The 20,811-nt window shown below is 70.9% G+C and carries 2 protein-coding genes (1 of these 2 cut by a window edge); both read right to left on the bottom strand.

Features of this window, described 5'->3' with window-relative positions:
- Positions 1-3,154 carry part of the coding region annotated (locus tag NE2_RS22960; RefSeq protein WP_063029277.1) for a non-ribosomal peptide synthetase on the bottom strand (this coding region is incomplete at its 3' end). The annotated region extends 20,431 nt beyond the left edge of the window, so 3,154 of the 23,585 annotated nt are shown.
- On the bottom strand, positions 3,154-20,811 hold the full coding sequence (locus NE2_RS22955; protein WP_063029275.1) for a non-ribosomal peptide synthetase: 17,658 nt from the start codon (positions 20,809-20,811) through the stop codon (positions 3,154-3,156). The genes NE2_RS22955 and NE2_RS22960, both read right to left, overlap by 1 nt.

Here is a 20,811-nt window from a genome sequence, read left to right as displayed (position 1 = left end):
GGGCGAAGGCATCGAGATCGACGGCGCGAGTGCGGCGGACCAGCTCGGCGAAATCGGCATCGCCCGCCACCCGGGTCCGAAGGACGAGCGTGTTGACGAACATGCCGACCAGATCGTCGAGTGCGCGCTCGCCCCGGCCCGCGACGGGGGTGCCGATCGCGATATCGCTCGTCCCGGACAACCGGGCGAGCAGCAGCGACAACGCAGCGTGCAGCACCATGAACGGCGTGGCCCGCAGCTGTTCGGCCAGTCCATCGATGGCGGCGCGCAGACCGGCGTCGATGGCGAACTCGACGGTCGCGCCCCGATACGAGGCCGCAGCCGGGCGCGGCCGATCGGCGGGCAGATCCAATTGCGCCGGGAGCTCGGCCAATTCGTGCTGCCAGAAGGTGAGCTGGCGGGCCGCCTCGGAGCCCGGATCGGTGTCATCGCCGAGTACTCGCTGCTGCCACAGCGTGTAGTCGGCGTACTGCAGCGGCAGTGGCGACCATTGCGGGGCGGTGCCGCGGCTGCGCGCGGTGTAGGCCTGGATCAGGTCGCGCAGCAGCGGTCCCATCGACACGCCGTCGGCGGCGATGTGGTGGACCACCAGCACCAGGGTGTGATCGTCGGCGCCCGTACGCAGCAACCGCACCCGCACCGGAATCTCGGCGGCGACGTCGAAGCCGGTGGCGGCGACCTCTCGCACCGCCGCGACCAGATCGGCCTCGGCGACCTCGACCGGCGCCAGCTGCGGCTCGGCGACGGGCCGCACGACCTGCACGGCACCCGCGGCGGTCTGGGGATACACCGTGCGCAGCACCTCGTGACGCGCGGTCACATCGGCGACGGCCGCACGCAATGCCGCGGTGTCGAGCCGGCCCCGCAGGCGCAGCGCGACCGGAATATTGTCCACCGCGGCCGCGGCGTTGCCGGTGGCGTCGCTGTTGGCCAGGCGGTTGAGGAACCACATCCGGCGCTGCGCCGGCGAGAGCGGGACGGTATCCGGGCGCGGGCCGGCGACCAGCGGCGGCCGCACGCGCGCGGTGGTGGCCAGGGCGGCGAGCCCGGCCGGGGTGGGGCGGTCGAAGAAGTCCCGCACGTCGACCGCGATGTCGAGAGCGGCCGAGATGCGCGCGATCGCGCGGGTGGCCAGCAGCGAATTGCCGCCGCGGGCGAAGAAGTCGTCGTCGGCGCCCACGGCGTCGATGCCGAGCAGATCGGCGAAGATCTCCGCCACCGCCCGCTCGCCCGGGGTCGCCGGTTCGCGGAATTCGCCTGCGGTGACGCCGAATTCGGGTTCCGGCAGCGCCTTGCGATCGAGTTTGCCGTTGGCGTTGACCGGCATGCGGTCCATGGCGACGAGCAAGGACGGCACCATGTATTCCGGCAGTCGCCGCGCGGCCTCGCCGAGAATCGCGCCGGAATCGAGTTCGCATCCGCCGGCCGCCACGACGTAGCCGATCAAGTGGTCGCCCGTGCTGTGCCGGTACAGCACCACCGCGGCCTGTGCCACAGATTCGTGCGCCAGCAGCGCCGCCTCGACCTCACCCAGTTCGATCCGCAGACCGCGCAGCTTCACCTGGAAGTCGCTGCGGCCCAAGTATTCCAATTCGCGCGGGCCGCCGTCGATACCGCTGTTCCAGCGCACCAGGTCGCCGGTGCGGTACATGCGATCACCGGGCGCGCCGTGCGGGTTGGCGACGAACCTCTCGGCGGTCAGCCCCGCGCGGCCGAGGTAGCCACGGGCCAGCTGCACACCGGACAGGTACAGCTCGCCCACCACACCGTCGGGGACGGGTTGCAGATTGTCGTCGAGGACGTGCAGATCGGTGTCGTCGGCCGCGGCGCCGATCGGGACCGAGACCGTATCGGCCGCGGTCACCTCGTGGGCGGTCACGTCGACCGCGGCCTCGGTCGGCCCGTACAGATTGTGCAGGCTCGCGCCGCTCACGTCGCGGAAGGCGGCGCCGGTCGCGGCGGGCAGCGCCTCACCGGAGGCGAAAACCGCACGCAGGGAGTCGATATCGCTCATCGTCTCGGCGTCCGCGACGGCGGCGGCGAACACCGCCAGCATGGACGGCACGAAATGCGCGATGGTGATGTGCTTGCCGGCGATGGTCCGGATCAGATACGCCGGATCGCGATGGCCGTCCGGTGCGGCGATCACCAGCCGGGCACCGACCTGCAGGGGCCAGAAGAACTCCCACACCGACACGTCGAAGGTGAACGGCGTCTTCTGCAGCACCACATCCGCGGCGTGCATGCGGTAGCACCGCTGCCGCCAGCGCAGATTCGCCACGATGGCGCGGTGCGAGACCGCGACCCCCTTGGGCCGGCCCGTCGAACCCGAGGTGAAGATGACGTAGGCGGTGTTGTCCGGGCGCGCCGGCACCACCTCGCCGGACTCCAGCACCGAGGTCGAAGCCTCTGTCTCCCAGTCGAATTCGTCCACCCGCAGCACGGGCACTCCGTCGAACGAGGGACTGCCTGCATGGGTGAGGACCACGACGGGCGCGGCGATCTCCAGCACGTAAGCGATGCGATCGGCGGGATGCTCCGGGTCGATCGGCACGTAGGCCCCACCGGCCTTGTGGATGGCGTACATACCGATCACCAGTTCCAGCGACCGGTGCATGGACACACCCACCCGCGCATCCGGGCCCACTCCCAGCCGGACCAGCTGCCAGGCCAGTGCGTTCGCCCGGGCGTCGAGTTCGGCGTAGGTGAGGGTGCTGCCGTCGAATTCCACCGCGACCAAACCGGGCGTGCGCCGCACCTGCTCGGCGAACAGCGTGGCGAGCGTATCGGCGGGAGCCAGGCCGGGATCGAGCACATCCGCGGCCGCGGTGAGCGCGTCGTCGAGCAGATCGGAGACGGCGGCGGCCAGTGCGCCCTCCCCCGATTCCAGCAGTGCCGGCAGCCGGCCCGAGATCACCACCTGCACGAGCGCATCGGGGGTCAGCGCATCACCCATCACCGCGGCCAGCGTGGTCAGCTCCGCACCCAGCTCGGCATAGGTGATCGCGACGTCCGTGTGCCGGACCGCGACGCGCTGCGGTTCCAGGTCGGCGACGACCTCGATCAGGTACGGCAGATCCGCGATGCCGTAGGCGCCGCGCAGCGCGGGGTGCTCGGTGGACCGGACGGGTGTAACCGACTCTGCATGCGTCATCAGTGGGTTCCTTCCGTGGTGATCACGCCCTGTGCGCGCAGATGCAGGGCCTCGAGCATGGTGGTGAGTCCACCGGCGCCGGCGGCGAGAACGCCGGGCAGCAGTCCGGCCAGCGCGACGTTGATCAGCGCGTCGGGAGTGGCGTTCGCGCCCATGGCCCGGCCGACGGTGACCAGTTTGTGGTGCAGTTCCGCGAATCCGATTCCGCGCCCGCCGAATTCGACGGCCAGCGAATCGGGCGCGGTTCCGGCCGCGGCGGCGATGAGATCGACCAGGTCACCGGGCAGCCGGGTGGTCGCCGCGCGGCCGGTGCGGCGGTCGCGCTCCTCGGCGGTGCGAATGTCGATCGCGCGCACGGTGATCGACGGATCCGCCGCCACCGCCCGCACGATCAGCTGTAGTCGTTCGGCGAACAATCGCACCGTGCGCTCGTCGAAGATGTCGGTGGGATAGCAGAATTGCATCCGCAGCCGCTGCAGTTCACCGTCCGCGCCGAATTCCTCCAGCGCGGTGAGCTGCAGATCGAATTTCGCCTCCGGCAGCGGCGGTTCGAGCGTCTCGACCCGCAGACCGGGCAGCGTGACCGCCGTGGCCGGCAGGTTCTGGAAGGTGAACAACACCTGGAAGATCGGCGTATACGCGCTGGTGCGGGTGCGGCCCAGCGCCTCCACCACCCGCTCGAACGGCACCTCGGTGCGGCCGAGCGCCGCCAGGTCGGCTTCCCGCACACCCCGCAGCAGCTCGGCGAAACTCGTCCGGGCGTCGATCTCGGTGCGCAACGCCACGGTGTTGACGAACATGCCGACCAGATCGTCGAGTTCACGTTCCCCGCGCCCGGCCACCGGCGCGCCGACGACGATGTCGGACTGTCCGGACAGCTTCGCCAGCAGCACCGCGAAGGCGGCGTGCATCGTGGAGAACAGGGTCGTCCCGTGCGCTCGGGCGACACCGGCCAGCTGCGCGACCAGCGGCTGATCGAAGGCGAAATCAACTGTCGCACCGCGCATCTCGCGGCGGGCGGGACGCGGCCGGTCGGTGGGCAGCGCCAGCTGCTCGGGCGCGCCGGCCAGCCGGTCGCGCCAGTAGCCGAGCTGTTCGGACAGCACGCTGTCCGGGTCGGTCTCGGCGCCGAGAACGGTCCGCATCCATTCGCTGTAGTCGGCGTACTGGATCGGCAGCGGACTCCACTGGGGCGCGGACCCGGCCAACCGGCTGGTGTAGGCCACGATCAGGTCGCGGGTCAGCGGCGCCATCGAATAGCCGTCGGCACTGATGTGGTGGACCACCACGACGAGGATGTGCTCGTCGTCGGCCACCCGCAGCAGACGCACCCGCACCGGTGGGGCGGCGGTGACGTCGAAGCCGACGGCGACGATCTCGGCGATACGCTCGTCGATCTCGTCGCGCCGCACCGGCATCGGCTCGAGGTCGACCGGCGTGGCGGGCAGCACCTCCTGCACCGGTTCCGGTTCGGCGGAGGTGGTGCGGGCTTCCGGATACCGGGTGCGCAGAATGTCGTGGCGCTGCACCAGATCCGCGAGCGCGGCCCGGAGGGCGGCGAGTTCCAGCGCCCCGGTCAGGCGCAATGCGACCGGCACGTGATAGGCGGCCGAATCCGGGGCGAGCCGGTTCAGCACCCACATCCGCTGCTGGGCGAGCGACAGCGGTACCGGCGCGCAGGTGGTCCGGGCCCGCAGCGGCGGACGGACATCCCGCTCGGCCGCATCGATCCAGGCGGCCAGCGCCGCGACGGTCGGCGCGGTGAAGACCGCGGCGACCGGCACCCGCACGCCCGAGGCCGCACCCAGCCGCGCGGCCAGGCGGGCGGCCGCGAGCGAGTTGCCGCCGAGTTCGAAGAAATCGGTGTCGGCGCCGATGGGCGACTCGCCGTCGGCGGACCGCCCGACGATATCGGCGAATTCCGCCGCCACCAGGCGTTCGGTCTCGGTATCGGGCGCTCGGAACTCGGCCTCGGACAGCACCGGGGCGGGCAGCCGGTCGCGGTCTACCTTGCCGTTGGCGTTGAGCGGCAGCGCGTCCAGCACCACCACGGCCGCGGGCACCATATATTTCGGCAGTTCGCTGCCGAGCGCCGAGCGCAGCGTGCCCGCGTCGACATCGGCGCCGGGCACCGCCGCGTAGGCGATCAGGCGCGGTCCCGCGCTGCCGTCGGTGCGGGCCACCGCGACCGCGGCCTCGACGCCGGGCCGGCGCAGCAGGGCCGCCTCCACGTCGCCGAGTTCGATCCGGAAACCACCGATCTTGACCTGGAAGTCGGCCCGCTCCAGATACTCGAGCAGTCCGTCGGTGCGGCGGCGCACGATATCGCCCGTGCGGTACATGCGGCCGCCGTGGAAGGGATCGGCGACGAAACGGCCCGCCGTGAGCGCCGGTTGTTCCGCATAACCGCGGGCCAGCTGATCGCCGGCCAGATACAGCTCGCCGGGCACGCCCGGTGGTACCGGCCGCAGCCGCCGATCGAGTACATAGGCCCGGCTGTTCCACACCGGCGCGCCGATCGGCACCACCGGCTCCGGATCGGCGCCGACCCGGTGCGAGGTGATCGAGACGGCGGTTTCGGTGGGACCGTAGAGGTTGAACAGCGTCGCGTCGCAGCGGGTTCCGAACTGGCGCGCCGTCGACTGCGGCAGCGCCTCACCGATCGCGAGGACGGCCCGCAGCGTCTGCGGCAGGGCGGTCTCGTCGGCCAGCAGCATGCCCAGCAGCGAGGGCACGGTGAACAGGATGCTCACCCGGTGCTGCCGCATGAGCTCGCGCAGGTGGTCGGGATCGCGTTCGCTGCCCGGCTCGCTGATCACCAAGGCTCCGCCGCTGACCAGCAGCGACCAGAACTCCCACACCGACAGGTCGAAGGTCGCGGGCGTCTTGAGCAGCGCGCGGTCGGCACTGTCGATGCCGAATTCACTACGCAGCCAAAGCAATTGGTTGACGATCGCGCCGTGCGAGATCGCCACGCCCTTGGGGCGTCCGGTGGAGCCGGAGGTGAACACGACGTAGGCCGTGTTCGACGGCCGCAGCGGCGCGAGCCGATCGGCGGCGGTGATCGGCGTGCCCGGATACGCGGCCAGATCCGTACCGGGATCCACGATCGCGGTGTCGTCGCCCACGCCCGGCACCGCACCGCCGCCCAGGACGCACACCGGCCGCGCCGTCTCGACGATCTGCGCGATCCGATCGGCCGGATGGTCGGGATCGATCGGCACATAGGCGCCGCCGGCTTTGGCCACCGCGAACATCGCGATCACCAGATCGACCGAACGGCGCAGCGCCAGCACCACAGTCGTCTCCGGGCGTACGCCGAGGCCGATGAGGTGACGGGCCAGCCGGTTGACCCGGACGTCGAAGTCGCGATAGCTCAATTCGGTGCCGGCCGCGTCGATCAGCGCCACCGCCGCGGGATTCGCGGCGACCCTGGCATCGAACAGATTCACCAGCGTCGCCTCGGGAACCTCCCGCGCGGTCCGATTGCCGTCCTCGATCACGAACCGGTATTGCTGCTCTCCGAGCAGGTCGAGATCGCGAATCCGGGTCGCGGGCGCGGCGGCCACCGCATGCAGGACGCGGTTCACCTGCGCGGCGATCCGCTCGGCGGTCTCGGCGGTGAACAGATCGGTCGCATAGCCGAGAGCCAGCTCGATGCCGGCCGGGGCTCCGGACTCGGTGTGGTGGTCGACGGCGAACAGATGCAGGTCGAATTGCGCTGTCTCACTGTCGGGTTCGACTTCGGTGACGGTCAGGCCGGGTAGTCGCAGAGTCGCGCGATCGTGGTTCTGGAACGACAGACCCACCTGCACCAGCGGATGCCGAGCGGTCGAGCGGCGCGGATTCAACACCTCGACGAGGCGTTCGAACGGCACATCGGTATGTGAGAGCGCGGCGATGTCGGTGGCGCGCACGCCGTCGAGCAGCGTGTCGAAGCGCGCGTCCACATCCACCGCGGTCCGCAGCACCACGGTGTTGACAAACATGCCGATGACCTCGTCCAGCGCGGCGTCGTTGCGCCCCGCGACGGGCGTGCCCACCGCGATGTCGCCGGTATCGCAGAGCCGGGCCAGCACCGCCGCGAACGCCGCGTGCACGACCATGAACACCGTGGCGCCGGCGCCGCGGCCCACGTCGGCCAGCCGCCGGTGCACCGCGGCGTCGACGGTGAATTCGACGCGGCGGCCGTGCAGGCTCTGCCGGGCCGGGCGAGGCCGGTCGGTCGGCAGGTCGAGCTGATCCGGCAGCCCGGCCAGCGTCTCGCGCCAGAACGCGATCTGCCGGGCGGCCACCGATTCCGCGTCGTCCTCGGCGCCCAGCAGACGCTTCTGCCACAGCGCGTAGTCGGCGTACTGGATCGGCAGCGGCGACCAGCCGGGCCCGGCGGACCGGACCCGGGCCTCGTAGGCGCGCATCAGATCGGCGACGAACGGCACGATCGAGGATCCGTCGGCGCAGATGTGATGCAGCACCGCCGCCAGCACATGCTCGTCGGGGGCGAGTTCGAACACCCGCACCCGCACGGGCACGTCTGCGGTGACGTCGAATCCGGTGCCGAACAACTCCCGGATTCGTTGCGGCAGTGCGTCTTCGGCGACCGGTACGGCCGTCGTGTCGATGTGGACCCGCTCCACCGGCAGGATCACCTGCGCCGGTTCGCCGCCGATCTCGGGGTAGACGGTACGCAGCGATTCGTGCCGTGCCACGACATCGCGCAGTGCCGCGGCGAGGGCCTGCTCGTCCAGGTCGCCGGACAGGCGCAGCGCGAGCGGAATGTTGTAGGCGGCCGAGGTGCGGTCGAACCGGTTGAGGAACCACATCCGCTGCTGCGCCGGGGAGAGCGGCAGCCGGGCCGGGCGCACACCGGCGACCAGGGCCGGCCGGTCACCGCCCGTCAGTGCCGCCACCGCGAGGTCGGCGACGCGCGGATTCTCGAACAGCGTGCGCACCGGGACGCTCACGCCCAGGGCCGCGCCGATGCGGGCGACGGCCTTGGCCGCCGAGAGCGAGCTGCCGCCGAGGGCGAAGAAGTCGTCGTCGGCGCCCACCGCACGGTCGGTGCCGAGTTCGCCGAGCACCTCGGTGAACACATCGGCCACGATCTGCTCGGCGGCGCTCGCCGGCCGGCGGTAACCGACCGTCTCGAACACCGGCGCCGGAAGGGCGCGCACGTCGAGCTTTCCGTTGACGGTCAACGGAATTCGGTCCACCGCGACCACGGCGGCCGGAACCATGTGCTCGGGCAGCCGCTCGGCGACCGCGCGGCGCACCGACGCCACGTCGAGGTCGGCGCCCACCGCATATCCGACGATCCGGGCTTCGGCTCCGTCGTCCGCGCGGACCACGACCGCGGCCTGTGCCACCGCGTCCACGGCCACCAGCGCGGCCTCGATCTCGCCGAGTTCCACCCGGAAGCCACGCAGGTTGACCTGGTGGTCGGCGCGACCCAGATATTCGAGGTCACCGGTCGCGGTCCACCGCGCGAGGTCACCGGAGCGGTAGGCGAGTGAACCCGCCGTCCCGTAGGGGTCGGCCACGAAGCGCCCCGCGGTCAAGGCGGGCCGCCGCAGATATCCGCGGGCGAGCTGTCCGCCGGAGACGTAGATCTCGCCCGGCACACCCACCGGCACCGGCCGCAGCCGCGAATCGAGCAACCGCACGGTCAGGCCCGGCAGGGCGCCTCCGATCACCCCGGCCGGACCGGTGAGCGCGTCGATCGGCCGGAACGACACATGCACCGTCGTCTCGGTGATGCCGTACATATTGATCAACCGCGGTGTGTGCGGATACCGCGCGAACCAGTCCCGCAGCCGCGCCGGCTCCAGCGCTTCGCCGCCGAAGATCACACAGCGCAGCCGGTAGTCGGCCGGAACGTCGGCCAGATCCGCGCTCATCAGCTGGTAGAACGCCGAGGGCGTCTGGTTGAGGACCGTCACGCCCTCGTCGATCAGCAGCTCCCGGAATTGCTGCGGCGACCGGGAGGTGAAGTAGTCGACGACGACGATCCGGCCGCCGTGCAGCAGCGCACCCCACAGTTCCCACACCGAGAAGTCGAAGGCGTAGGAGTGGAACAGCGTCCACACATCGGAGTGGTCGAAACCGAATCGCTCGCGGGAATTGTCCAGCAGCCGAATCACATTGGCGTGCGGAACCTGCACGCCCTTGGGTCGGCCGGTGGAACCGGAGGTGTAGATGACGTAGGCGGTGTTGTCCGGGCGTAGCGGCGAGCGGCGGTCCGCATCGGTGATCGGCGCGGTGTCCAGCTCCTGCCAGGACACGGTGTCCAGGTCGATTACCGGGCCGTCGAACCAGCCGCGGGCCGGGCCGTCCGCACCGGTGACCGCGCACACCGGCCGGGCGTCGGCGAGGATGTATTCGATCCGGTCGGCGGGGTAATCCGGATCGATCGGCAGATAGCCGGCGCCGGATTCGACGACCGCGAGCAGTGCGACGATCAGGTCGGCCGAGCGTGGCAGCGCCACGGCGACCAGTGTTTCCGGACCGGCGCCGGCCGCGATCAGGCGCCGGGCGAGGCCGTGGGCCCGGTCCTCGAGCTCGCCGTAGGTGAGGGTCGCGTCGCCGGCCCGCACCGCGACGGCCGTTCGGTCCGCCCGCGCGGCCGCCGCGAACCGCGCTGCGATGGTGGTCGTTTCGGCACAGTCGACGCCGCTGACAGACCATTCGTACAGCGCGCGATGCTGTTCCTCGGCGCTGAGCAACTGGATGTCGCCGACCACGACGGTGTGGTCGTGGCTGACCGCGGCCAGCACCTGCTCGAAGCGCCGGGCCAGCTCCGCGATCGTCGCCGCGTCGAAAAGATCGGTGGCATAGGTGATCTCGACCGACATCCCGCCCGCACGACCGTCGTCGTCGATGGACTCGACCAGCGTGAACTGCAGGTCGAACGCAACGGCGGCCGCGTCCACCGCTTCGGGCGTGACGTGCAGCCCCGGCAGCTCGACCTCGGGCAGGGTGAAGTTCTGGAAGGTCAGCGCCACCTGGAACAGCGGGTGACGGCTCGCGGTGCGGGCCGGCGCCAGCATCTCCACCACCTGCTCGAACGGCACGTCGACCTGCGACAGAGCCGAAATATCCTGCGCGCGAACGGTATCGAGCACAGTGTGGAAGTGCTCGCGACTGTCGATCTCGCTGCGCAACACGATGGTGTTGACGAACATGCCGACCATCGGGTCCAGCGCGGCCTCGCCGCGCCCGGCCACCGGGGTGCCGATCGCGATATCGGAGGTGCCCGACATGCGCGACAGCAGCACCGCCAGCGCGGCATGCACCGTGCTGAACAGGGTGGTCTCGTGTTTGCGGGCCAGTTCGCCCAGTTCGCTGTGCAGATCGGAGTCGATCTGGAAGCGGTGGCTGCCACCGCGGTACGACGGTGTCGCGGGACGCGGACGATCGGTGGGCAGTTCCAGCTGTTCCGGCAGCCCGGCCAGGCGGGTGCGCCAGAATTCGCGCTGGCGGGACAGTTCGGATTCCGGATCGGCCGGATCGCCGAGGACTTCCGCCTGCCACAGCGTGTAGTCGCGGTAGCGCACCGGCAGGTCCTGCCAGCCGGGCGCGCGCCCGTCGCGGCGCGCGGCGTACGCGGCCGTCACATCCGCGGCCAAGGGACCCAGGGAAAGGCCGTCCGCGCAGATGTGATGCAGGACCAGCAGCAGTACGTGATGATCAGCGGACAGCGCGAAAAGCTCGGCGCGCAAGCCGGTTTCGATGGTGAGGTCGAATTCGGTGGCGCAGATCCCGGCGATGCGCTCGGCCAGCGTCTGCTCGCTCACCGCGGCCACGCGCAACGCCGGGACGTGCGCCGCGGCGGGCTCGACGACCTGCACCGGCCCGTCCGCGGTATCGGGGTAGCGGGTGCGCAACGTCTCGTGCCGCTCCACCACATCGGCCAGGGCCGCGCGCAGGGCGTCGATATCCAGTTCTCCGCGCAACCGCAGCGCCAGTGGGATGACGTCGACCGCGGCGGCCGCCCGCTCGTCGGCGCGGAAGCGGTTGAGGAACCAGATCCGCCGCTGCGCCGCCGAGAGCGGCACCTGCTCCGGCAGCGTGCGCGCGGTCAGCGGCGCGCGCGCACCGGTGCCGGCCAGCAGCTCGGCCCGCATCGCCAGCTCGGTCACCGTGGTGGCCTCGAACAGCAGACGAACCGGCAGCTGCGTGTCCAGAGCGGCGCCGATGCGGGCCAGCACCTGGGTGGCGAGCAGCGAATTGCCGCCGAGGTCGAAGAAGTCGTCGTCGCGCCCTACGCGCTCGGCGCCCAGCACCTCCGCGAAGACCTCGGCGACCACGGCTTCGGCCGCCGTCGCCGGCGCGTGATATTCGCGCGCCTGCCAGACCGGATCGGGCAGGGCGCCGCGGTCCAGCTTGCCCGAGCCGTTGAGCGGGAACGCGTCGAGTACAACGTAGGCCGCGGGGAGCATATAGGCCGGTAGTCGCTGCGCCAGTGCGGCTTTCACCGCGTCGATATCGATGCCCGCGCCGTCGGCGGGCAGCAGATACGCGACCAACCGGTCACCGGTCTGCGGATCGTGGCGAACGATCACCACGGCCTGTGCGATCTCGGGCACGGCGGTGAGCGCCGCTTCGATCTCGCCCAATTCGATGCGCAGGCCGCGCACCTTGACCTGAAAGTCGGTGCGGCCCAGATACTCCAGTTCACCACGCGGGTTCCACGCCACCAGATCGCCGGTGCGGTAGAGCCGCTCCCCGGTACCGAACGGATCGGCCACGAACCGTTCGGCGGTGATGTCGGGGCGGCCGACGTACCCTTCGGCCAGCTGCGTGCCGGCCAGGTACAGCTCACCGGCGACGCCCACCGGCACCGGCCGCAGCCGCGCGTCCAGCACGTACAGCCGGGTGTTGAACACCGGGCGGCCGATCGGCACGGTCGCGTTGTCGGTGTCGACGACCTCGTGGCGAGTGACGTCGACCGCGGCCTCGGTCGGCCCGTAGAGGTTGTGCAGTCGCGCACCGGTGACCGCCCGCAGGCGCTGCGCGACCTCCGCGGGTAGCGCCTCACCGGAGGCGAATACCGTCCGCAGCGAACCCGGCCGCGCGTGCGCGAGGAACACCGCGAGCATCGAGGGCACGAAATGCGCCACCGAAACGTGTTCGGCGCGAATCAGTTCGGCGAGGTAGGCGGGGTCGCGATGGCCGTCGGGCCGGGCCACCACGAGCCGGGCGCCGACCTGCAACGGCCAGAAGAACTCCCACACCGACACGTCGAAGGTCGCCGGAGTCTTCTGCAGTACGACGTCGGCGGCGGCCAGTTCGTACTCGGTCTGCATCCATACCAGCCGGTTCACGATCGCCCGGTGGCTCACCGCCACACCCTTGGGTTTGCCCGTAGAGCCCGAGGTGAAGATGACATAGGCGGGATGGCCCGGCCGCAGCGGTCGCAGCCGGTCGGCGTCGGTGAGCGGCGCCGACGAGTAGTCGCCGGTGTCGAACAGGTCGATATCGAGGACGGCGCAGTGACTGACCAGACCGCTCGTATCGAGATCGAGCCCATCGGTGGAGCGGGTCAGCACGCACACCGGCCGCGCGGTGCGCAGTACGTCACCGATGCGCCGGGCGGGATGATCGGGGTCGAGCGGTACGTAGGCGGCGCCCGCGGCGACCACCGCGTACATGGCGACCACCAGGTCGTCGCCGCGGCGGATGCCCAGGGCCACCGTGCGGCCGGGGCCGACGCCGATCGAAACCAGCAGCCGCGCCAGTCGATTCACCCGCGCCGAGAAGCCGGCATAGGTCCATTCGGCGCCCTCGAAGCGCAGGGCGACGGCATTCGGGCTGCGCCGCGCCTGCTCGGCGAACAGGTCGGCCAGTGTGGTCGCCGGCACCTCGTGGGCGGTGTCGTTCCATGCGCCGAGGATCTCTTCGCGCTCGGCGGCCGACATCGGTTCGATATCGCCGATGGGCCGTTCCGGCTGTGCGAGGAGGGCTTCCAGTACCAGGCGGAACCGGCGCGCGAATCCCGCGACGGTCGGCTCATCGAACAGGTCCGTCGCATATTCGAAGACCGCCGCCAGGCTGCCGTCGGCCGCTTCCTCGGCCGTCAGGTGCAGGTCGAATTTGGCAGTGCCGGAATCGAGTTCGAGCGTCGTCGCGCTCAGCCCCGGCAGTCGCGGTTCACCGGCGGCGGCCTGGCGCAGATCCAGCATCACCTGGAACAGCGGGTGCCGGGCCGCCGAGCGCATCGGATTCAGCACCTCGACCAGACGCTCGAACGGAACGTCGCGGTGGGCGAAGGCGCGCAGGTCGCCCTCGCGCACGGCGTCGAGCAGTGCGGTGAACGAGGACTCGGGCGCGACGTCGGCGCGCAGCACCAGCGTATTGACGAACATGCCGACCAGATCGTCGAGCGCGGCCTCACCCCGGCCGGCGATCGGCGTACCGATCGCGATATCGCGCTGCCCGGACAGTTTCGCCAGCACCACCGCGAAGGCGGCGTGCAGCGCCATGAAGAAGGTGGCGCCGGTCCGCTCGGCCCGCTCACGCAGCGCGGAGACGGTCTCGGCCGGCACCGCGAAGCGGTATCGGGCGCCGCGGCCCGTCGCCGTCGCCGGCCGCGGCCGATCACCCGGCAGGGCCAGCACGTCGGGCAGGCCCGCCAGTTCGCCTGCCCAGAACCGGATCTGCTCGGCGATGGGCGAATTCGGATCGTCCTCGGAGCCGAGCACGGCCCGCTGCCAGAGCGCGAAGTCGGCGTACTGCACGGGCAGCGGCAGCCACTGCGGCGCCCGGCCGGCCGTGCGCGCGGCATAGGCCTGCATCAGATCCCGCGTCAGCGGCGCGATCGACCAGCCGTCCGCGGCGATGTGGTGAATGGAGACGACGAGCACGTGCACATCGGCGGCGCTACGCAGCAGCACCGTCCGGATCGGCGCCTGGTCGCGCACCGCGAAGGCGACGGCCGCCTCGGCCCGCAGGCGCTGCGCCAACTCGTCCTCGGGCACCGGCTGGGGCGCCAGGTCGATCACCACGTCCGCCGGGTCGAGTATCTGCTGGAAAGGCACGCCGTCGACGGCGGGATACCGGGTACGCAAGGCCTCGTGCCGCGCCAGCACATCGCGCACCGCGGCGGCGAGAGCGGTGACGTCCAGCTCGCCCCGCAGCCGGATGGCGGTGGTCAGATTGTCGACCGCCGATTCGGTGTCGAACTGGTTGCGGAACCACATCCGCTGCTGCGCGTAGGACAGCGGCAGCCGCTCCGGCCGCGGTCCGGCGGTCAACGCGCGATGCCGGCGAGGAGATGAATCCCGCAGTCGCCGGGCAAGATTCGCGACCACCGGGTTCTCGAACAGCAGGCGCACCGCGACCTCGCGGTCCAGCGCCTCGGCCAGCCGGGCCGACACCTGGGTCGCCACCAGCGAATTGCCGCCGAGGGCGAAGAAGTCGTCGTCGAGCCCGACCTGTTCGGCACCCAGCACAGCGGCGAAGACCGCCGCCACGGCCTTCTCCTCGGCGCTCTCCGGCGCACGGAACCGTTCGGTGGCCAGTACCGGATCGGGAAGGGCGGCGCGATCGAGTTTGCCGGAGGCCGTCAGTGGCATGGCCGCCAGCGCGACGTAGGCGCTGGGCACCATGTACGACGGCAGCCGATCCCGCAGCCGGCTTTCGGCGAGGGTCCGCGGATCGCCGTCGCACACCGCATAGGCCACCAGCAGATCGCCGGCCCGATGCCGGTACACCCGCACCGCTGCCGCCTCGATGCCGGGCGTGGCCAGCAGCGCCGCCTCGATCTCGCCCAGTTCGATGCGCTGGCCCCGCACCTTCACCTGGAAGTCGCTGCGCCCCAGATATTCCAGATCCCCGTTGCGGAGGCGGCGCACGAGGTCACCGGTGCGGTACATGCGAGCACCCGCGGGGCCGAACGGATCGGCCACGAATCGCTGCGCGGTCGCGCCGGTCCGGCGCTGGTACCCCCGGGCGACCTGCGCACCGGACAGGTACAGCTCGCCGATCACCAGATCGGGAACGGGCTGCAGCTGCCGGTCGAGCACCAGAATGTGACTGTCGCGCACCGGCTTACCGATCGGCGCGGGCCCGATGCGGTCCGGCGCAACCGGCGCGTGGGTGGCGTGCACGGTGAATTCCGTGGGTCCGTACAGATTGTGCACGGCGGCATCGCTCACCGCGGCGAACGCCCGCACGGCCTCTCCGTTGAGGGCCTCGCCGGCGACGAGAACACACCGCAGCGTGCGGATATCGGCCGGTGTCACGGTGTTCGCGAAAGTCGCCAGCAGCGACGGTACGAACGAGATCATGGTCACGGCGTGCCGGGCGATGGTCGCGGCCAGATACGCGGTGTCGCGATGCCCGTCCGGTGTGGCGACCACCAGCCGCGCTCCGCTGCCGAGCGGCGCGAACAGCTCCCATACCGAGACGTCGAAGGTCGCCGGGGTCTTGAACAGCACCACGTCCCGCTCACCGATCCCGTACTCAGCGGCGATCCAGGCGATCTGGTTGTCGAGCGAACCGCGCTGGACGGCAACGCCTTTCGGCGTTCCGGTGGAGCCGGAGGTGAAGATGACGTACGCGGTGTCGGCCGAACGCACCGGGGCGAGCCGGTCGGCGTCGGTGAGCGGGCGATCGGACAGGCCGTCGAGCTCGAGCGCATCGATCGCGATCCGCGGAATGGCCAGATCGGGCGCATCCCCGGCGGTCAGCATGCATACCGGCGCGGCGGTCTCGGCCACCTGCCGCAACCGGGCCGTCGGCTGATCCGGGTCGACCGGTACGTACGCCCCGCCGGCGGCCAGCACGGCGTAGGCGGCGATCACCAACTCGGCCGACCGGCGCATCCCCAGGACGACCAGCGATTCCGGGCCGACGCCCGCGCCGACGAGATGGCGGGCCAGGCGGTTGATCCGCGCCGACAGCTCGGCGTACGTGTATTGCCGCTCGCCGTCGACCACGGCCACCGCATCGGGCCGCAGGAGGGCCTGCCGCTCGAACGCGGTGAGCACGTCCGGAGCCGTTCCCCCCGCGCCGCGGCGGCCGGCGTCGATCGTGCGCCGCAACTCGGCGGCGTCGAGCAGCGGCAGCCGACCCACCGCACGAGTGGGCTCGGCGACCACATGGACGAGCAGTTGCCGCCACCACCGCGCATACGCCGCGATGGTGTCCGACTCGAAAAGATCTGTGGCGTAGGTGAACTCCGCCGTGATCCCCGCCGGTGCCGGACCTTCCCCGGGACCGGCACCGGCGAAGCTTTCGGTGACCGTCAGTTGAAGGTCGAACTTGGTCACCGCCGTGTCCAGGGTACTCGTCCGCACGGACAATCCGGGTAACTCGACGGCGATGTCCTGAGTGTCGGCCACACCCAGCATCACCTGGAACAACGGGTGGCGGGCCTGCGAACGGACCGGGTTCAGCGCCTCCACCAACTGTTCGAACGGCAGATCGGCGTGGGCGAAGGCGCCCAGGTCCGCCGCCCGGACCCGTTGCAGCAGAGCGGTGAACGGTTCGTCGGCCGCCACTCGCGTGCGCAGCACCAGCGTGTTGACGAACATGCCGATCAGATCGTCGAGTTCGCGGTGGCCGCGCCCGGCGACCGGGGTACCGATCACGATATCGTCGCCGCCCGAGATCCGCGCGAGCAGCGCGGCCAGCGCGCCGTGCAGCACCATGAAGGTCGAAACACCTTGGGCACGGGCGAGTTCGGAGATCGCCGCGTGCAGGTCCGCGGGTAGGTCGAAGCGATAGGTGGCGCCCCGGCCGGCGGCCACCGCGGGCCGCGGCCGATCGGCGGGCAGGTCCAGCTGGTCGGGAATTCCCGCCAGCGTGTGCGCCCAGTAGCCGAGCTGCCGGGCGGCCAGGGATTCGGGATCTTCGGGGACGCCGAGCCGATCCCGTTGCCACAGCGCGTAATCGGCGTACTGCACCGCCGGCAACGCCTCGGGGGCGTCGATACCCGACCGGCGGCGGGTATAGGCGGCGGCCACATCCCGCGCCAGCACCGGCAGCGAGAGTCCGTCGGCGGCGATGTGGTGCAGCACGATCGCCAGCGCGACATCATCGGCGGCCAGTTCGTAAATCGTCGCTCGCAACGGGATTTCGGCGGTCAGGTCGAAGCCGCGTGCCGCCAGCCGCGTCAACTCGGCGTCGAGGCCTTCCGCCGCAACGGTTTCCACCGCGAAGGACTCCGGCCCCACCTGCCCGGCGGGGAGAATATGCTGCCGGGCCACGAGCTCGTCGTCCGCCGGAAAGACGGTGCGCAACACCTCGTGGCGGGCCACCACATCGGCCAGGGCCGCGCGCAGGGCCTCGGTGTCCACCGCGCCGGTCATCCGGACCACGAACGGCATGTTGTAGCCGGCGCTGTCCTCCTCGAACCGGTTGAGGAACCAGATGCGCTGCTGCGCGGGCGAGAGCGGCAGCACCCGCGGTCGCGGCCCGGCGACCGGCCCGGCGCTCTCGTGCATGTCCTCGGTTTCGAAGGCGCGGTCGATCAGCTCGGCCAGCGCCTCGACCGTGGTGGCCTCGAACAGTTCCCGCACGGTCAGCGCGCAGCCGAGATCGGCGTTCAATCGCGCCGCCACCTGCGTCGCGACCAGCGAATTACCGCCCAGGGCGAAGAAGTCGTCGTCGAGTCCGATGCGCTCACGACCGAGCACCTCACCGAACACCTCGGCGACCGCCCGCTCCGAGACCGACTGCGGCCGGCGGTACTGTCCGGCCGTCCGCTCGGGCGCGGGAAGCGCGGCCCGATCGAGTTTGCCGGAGGCGTTGACCGGCAGCGACGCCAGCTTCACATACGCCGCCGGCACCATATATCCGGGCAACTCGCGCGCGGCCGCGCCGCGCACGCGCGCCACGTCGACCGCGCCGGCGGTGGTCTCGACCAGATAGGCCACCAGTTGCGCACCCGTGCCGGCATCGTCGCGCACCACGACCACCGCGCGCGCGACCCCCGGCACCGCGCCGAGCACCGCTTCGATCTCGCCGAGTTCGATCCGCAGCCCGCGCAGTTTGACCTGAAAATCGGTGCGGCCCAGATACTCGAGCTCACCGTCGGCCGTCCAGCGGACCAGATCCCCGGTGCGATACATCCGCGCCCCGGGGCCGGCCTCCGTCTCACTGTCCGCGAACGGATCGGCGACGAACCGTTCGGCGGTCAGCTCCGGCCTCCCGACGTAGCCCCGGGCGAGCTGAACCCCCGACAGATACAGCTCACCCGGAACGCCGACGGGCACCGGCTGCAATCGTGCGTCGAGCACGTACAGCCGGGTGTTGAAGACCGGTGCGCCGATCGGCACACCGGTGGTATCGAGCGGACCCACCTGATGCGCGGTGACATCGACCGCTGCCTCGGTGGGTCCGTACAGATTGTGCAGCCGCGCGCGCGGCGCCGCGGCCCGCAGTCGCTGCGCCAGCGGTCCGGGCAACGCCTCACCGGACGCGAACACCGCACGCAGCGAACTCAATTCGGAGGCATCGATCACGCCGCCGAGGAAGGCCGCCAGCATCGAAGGCACGAAATGCGCGATGGTGACACCGAATTCGGCGATCACCGCGCGCAGGTAGGCCGGGTCGCGATGCCCGTCGGGCGTCGCCAGCACCAGGCTCGCGCCGACCTGCAACGGCCAGAAGAACTCCCACACCGACACGTCGAACGTGGCGGGGGTCTTCTGCAGGACGACGTCCGCGGCGGTGAGCCGGTAGGCACTCTGCATCCAGACCAGCCGGTTGACGATCGCGGCGTGGGTGACCGCGACGCCCTTCGGCCGCCCGGTGGAACCGGAGGTGAAGATGACGTACGCGGGATGCTGCGGCCGCAGCGGCGAGATCCGCTCGGCATCGGTCACCGGTCCCTCGGACAGCGCCGACAGGTCCAGTTCGTCGATGTCGATCCACCGGGTGTCACCGTCGCCGTGATCGCCGGCGGTGGTCAGCACGCAGACCGGCTTCGCGGTCTCGAGCACGTAGCCGATGCGTTCGGCGGGATGGTCGGGGTCCAGCGGCACATACGCCGCACCCGCCGCCAGCACCGCGTACATCGCGACCACGAGCTCCGGGGAACGCCGAATATGCAGTGCCACCGTGGTTTCCGGTCCGGCGCCGCGCGCGATCAGATACCGCGCGAGCCGGTTGACCTCGGCCGCGAACCCGGCGTAGCCGAGGGTCCGCGATCCGCGCAGCGCGACGGCCTCCGGGGTCCGCGCCGCCTGGCGCTCGAACATCGACACCAGGGTCGCGTCCGCACCGGCCAGCGCGGCGATATCCACCTCGGTGGCATTCCAGATCCGGAGGCTGACCTCGCGCTCCAGATCGGTCGTGACCGCCACCGACGACAACGGCCGCTCGGGATCGAGGTCGACCAGTCGCTCCAGGAACCGCACGAAGCGGGCGTGATGGCGGGCGATGTCGTCGGCGCGGTACAGATTCGGGTTGGCCTCGAAGTCGACGTGCACCCGGTCGCTGTCGCCGTAGTAGACGTTGAGGCTCATATCTTCGACCGGCCCGGTCGAGAGCACGTGGTAGCGGCCGGTGGTATCGCCCAGGGTCAGGTCGCTGCGGAACAGCATGATGTTGGCCAGTGGCCCGAACAGCGCGCGGCGGGTGGCCAAGCCTTCCATGCCGGCGTCGCGGCGGATGTCCTCGTGCCGGTAGCGCTGATGCCGCAGGGCCCCGGCGACCTCGACCCGGGTCTGCTGCAACAGCTGCGCCCAGGTGGCCTGCCCGACCTGCAACCGCAGCGGGACGATATTGGAGAGCATGCCGGCCGAGCGCCGCATCACGGCCGTCGTGCGGGCGGTCACCGGCAGGCTCAGCACCGCCTCGTCGCGTCCGGTCAGCCGGGCCAGATAGGCCGCGAAGGCCGCGAGCAACACCACGGCCGCACTCGAATCATGCGCTGCCGCAAGGTCGTTCATCCGGGTGGCGATCTTGTCCGGCAGCCGGCGGCCGTAGACCAGGTTTCCGGCCGCGCGGGGTGCGCTGCGGCCGTTGAGCGTGGTCGCGCCGTCCAGATCGCGGACCCGCTCGCCCCAGTACCCGCGATCGGAGCCGAACCGGGTGCTGTCGCGGTAGCCGCGTTCACCCTCGACCAGCGATTCGAGGCTGCCGGCCTTGGCCGGCTCGGGTTCGATGCCGCGCAGTTCGGCGGTGTAGCGCTCGGCGACGCGCACGGTGTTGGTCAGGGCGCCGAATCCGTCGAGAACGATGTGGTGGGCGCGCAGATACCAGAACCAGCGTCGCTCACCGACCCGCAGTACGGCGCCGGCGAACAGCCGGTCCGTCAGCAGATCCACCGGCCGCGTGTAGTCCGCGCGCATCCAGTCGTGGGCCGCCGCGACCGGATCGGGGGCGTCGCGCAGATCGACCGGCACGATGTCGACGGGAAGCCGCGGGTCCACGCACTGGTACGGCTCGCCGTCGATTTCGCCGAGCCGCACCACCGTGGACCCGAACTCCCGGGCCGCCTCGACCGAGACCTTTTGCAGCACTTCGACATCGAGGTCGCCGTGCACGTCGACGTACTGGGCGATGTTGATCGGAGTCCGCGGATCGAGCAGCTGGGCGTACCAGACGCCGAGCTGCGCCGGCGTCAACGGGAACGGCGACGGATCCGACGTGATCTCGGCGCCGTGACCTTCACCCGGACCGAACCCGCTCAACTCCGAACTCTGCAC

It is taken from the genome of Nocardia elegans NBRC 108235, from assembly GCF_001612845.1.
GTDB classification, from domain to species: Bacteria; Actinomycetota; Actinomycetes; order Mycobacteriales; family Mycobacteriaceae; genus Nocardia; species Nocardia nova.
The sequence above is the reverse complement of the archived record's forward strand: the minus strand, read 5'-3'. Positions and strand labels throughout refer to the sequence as shown.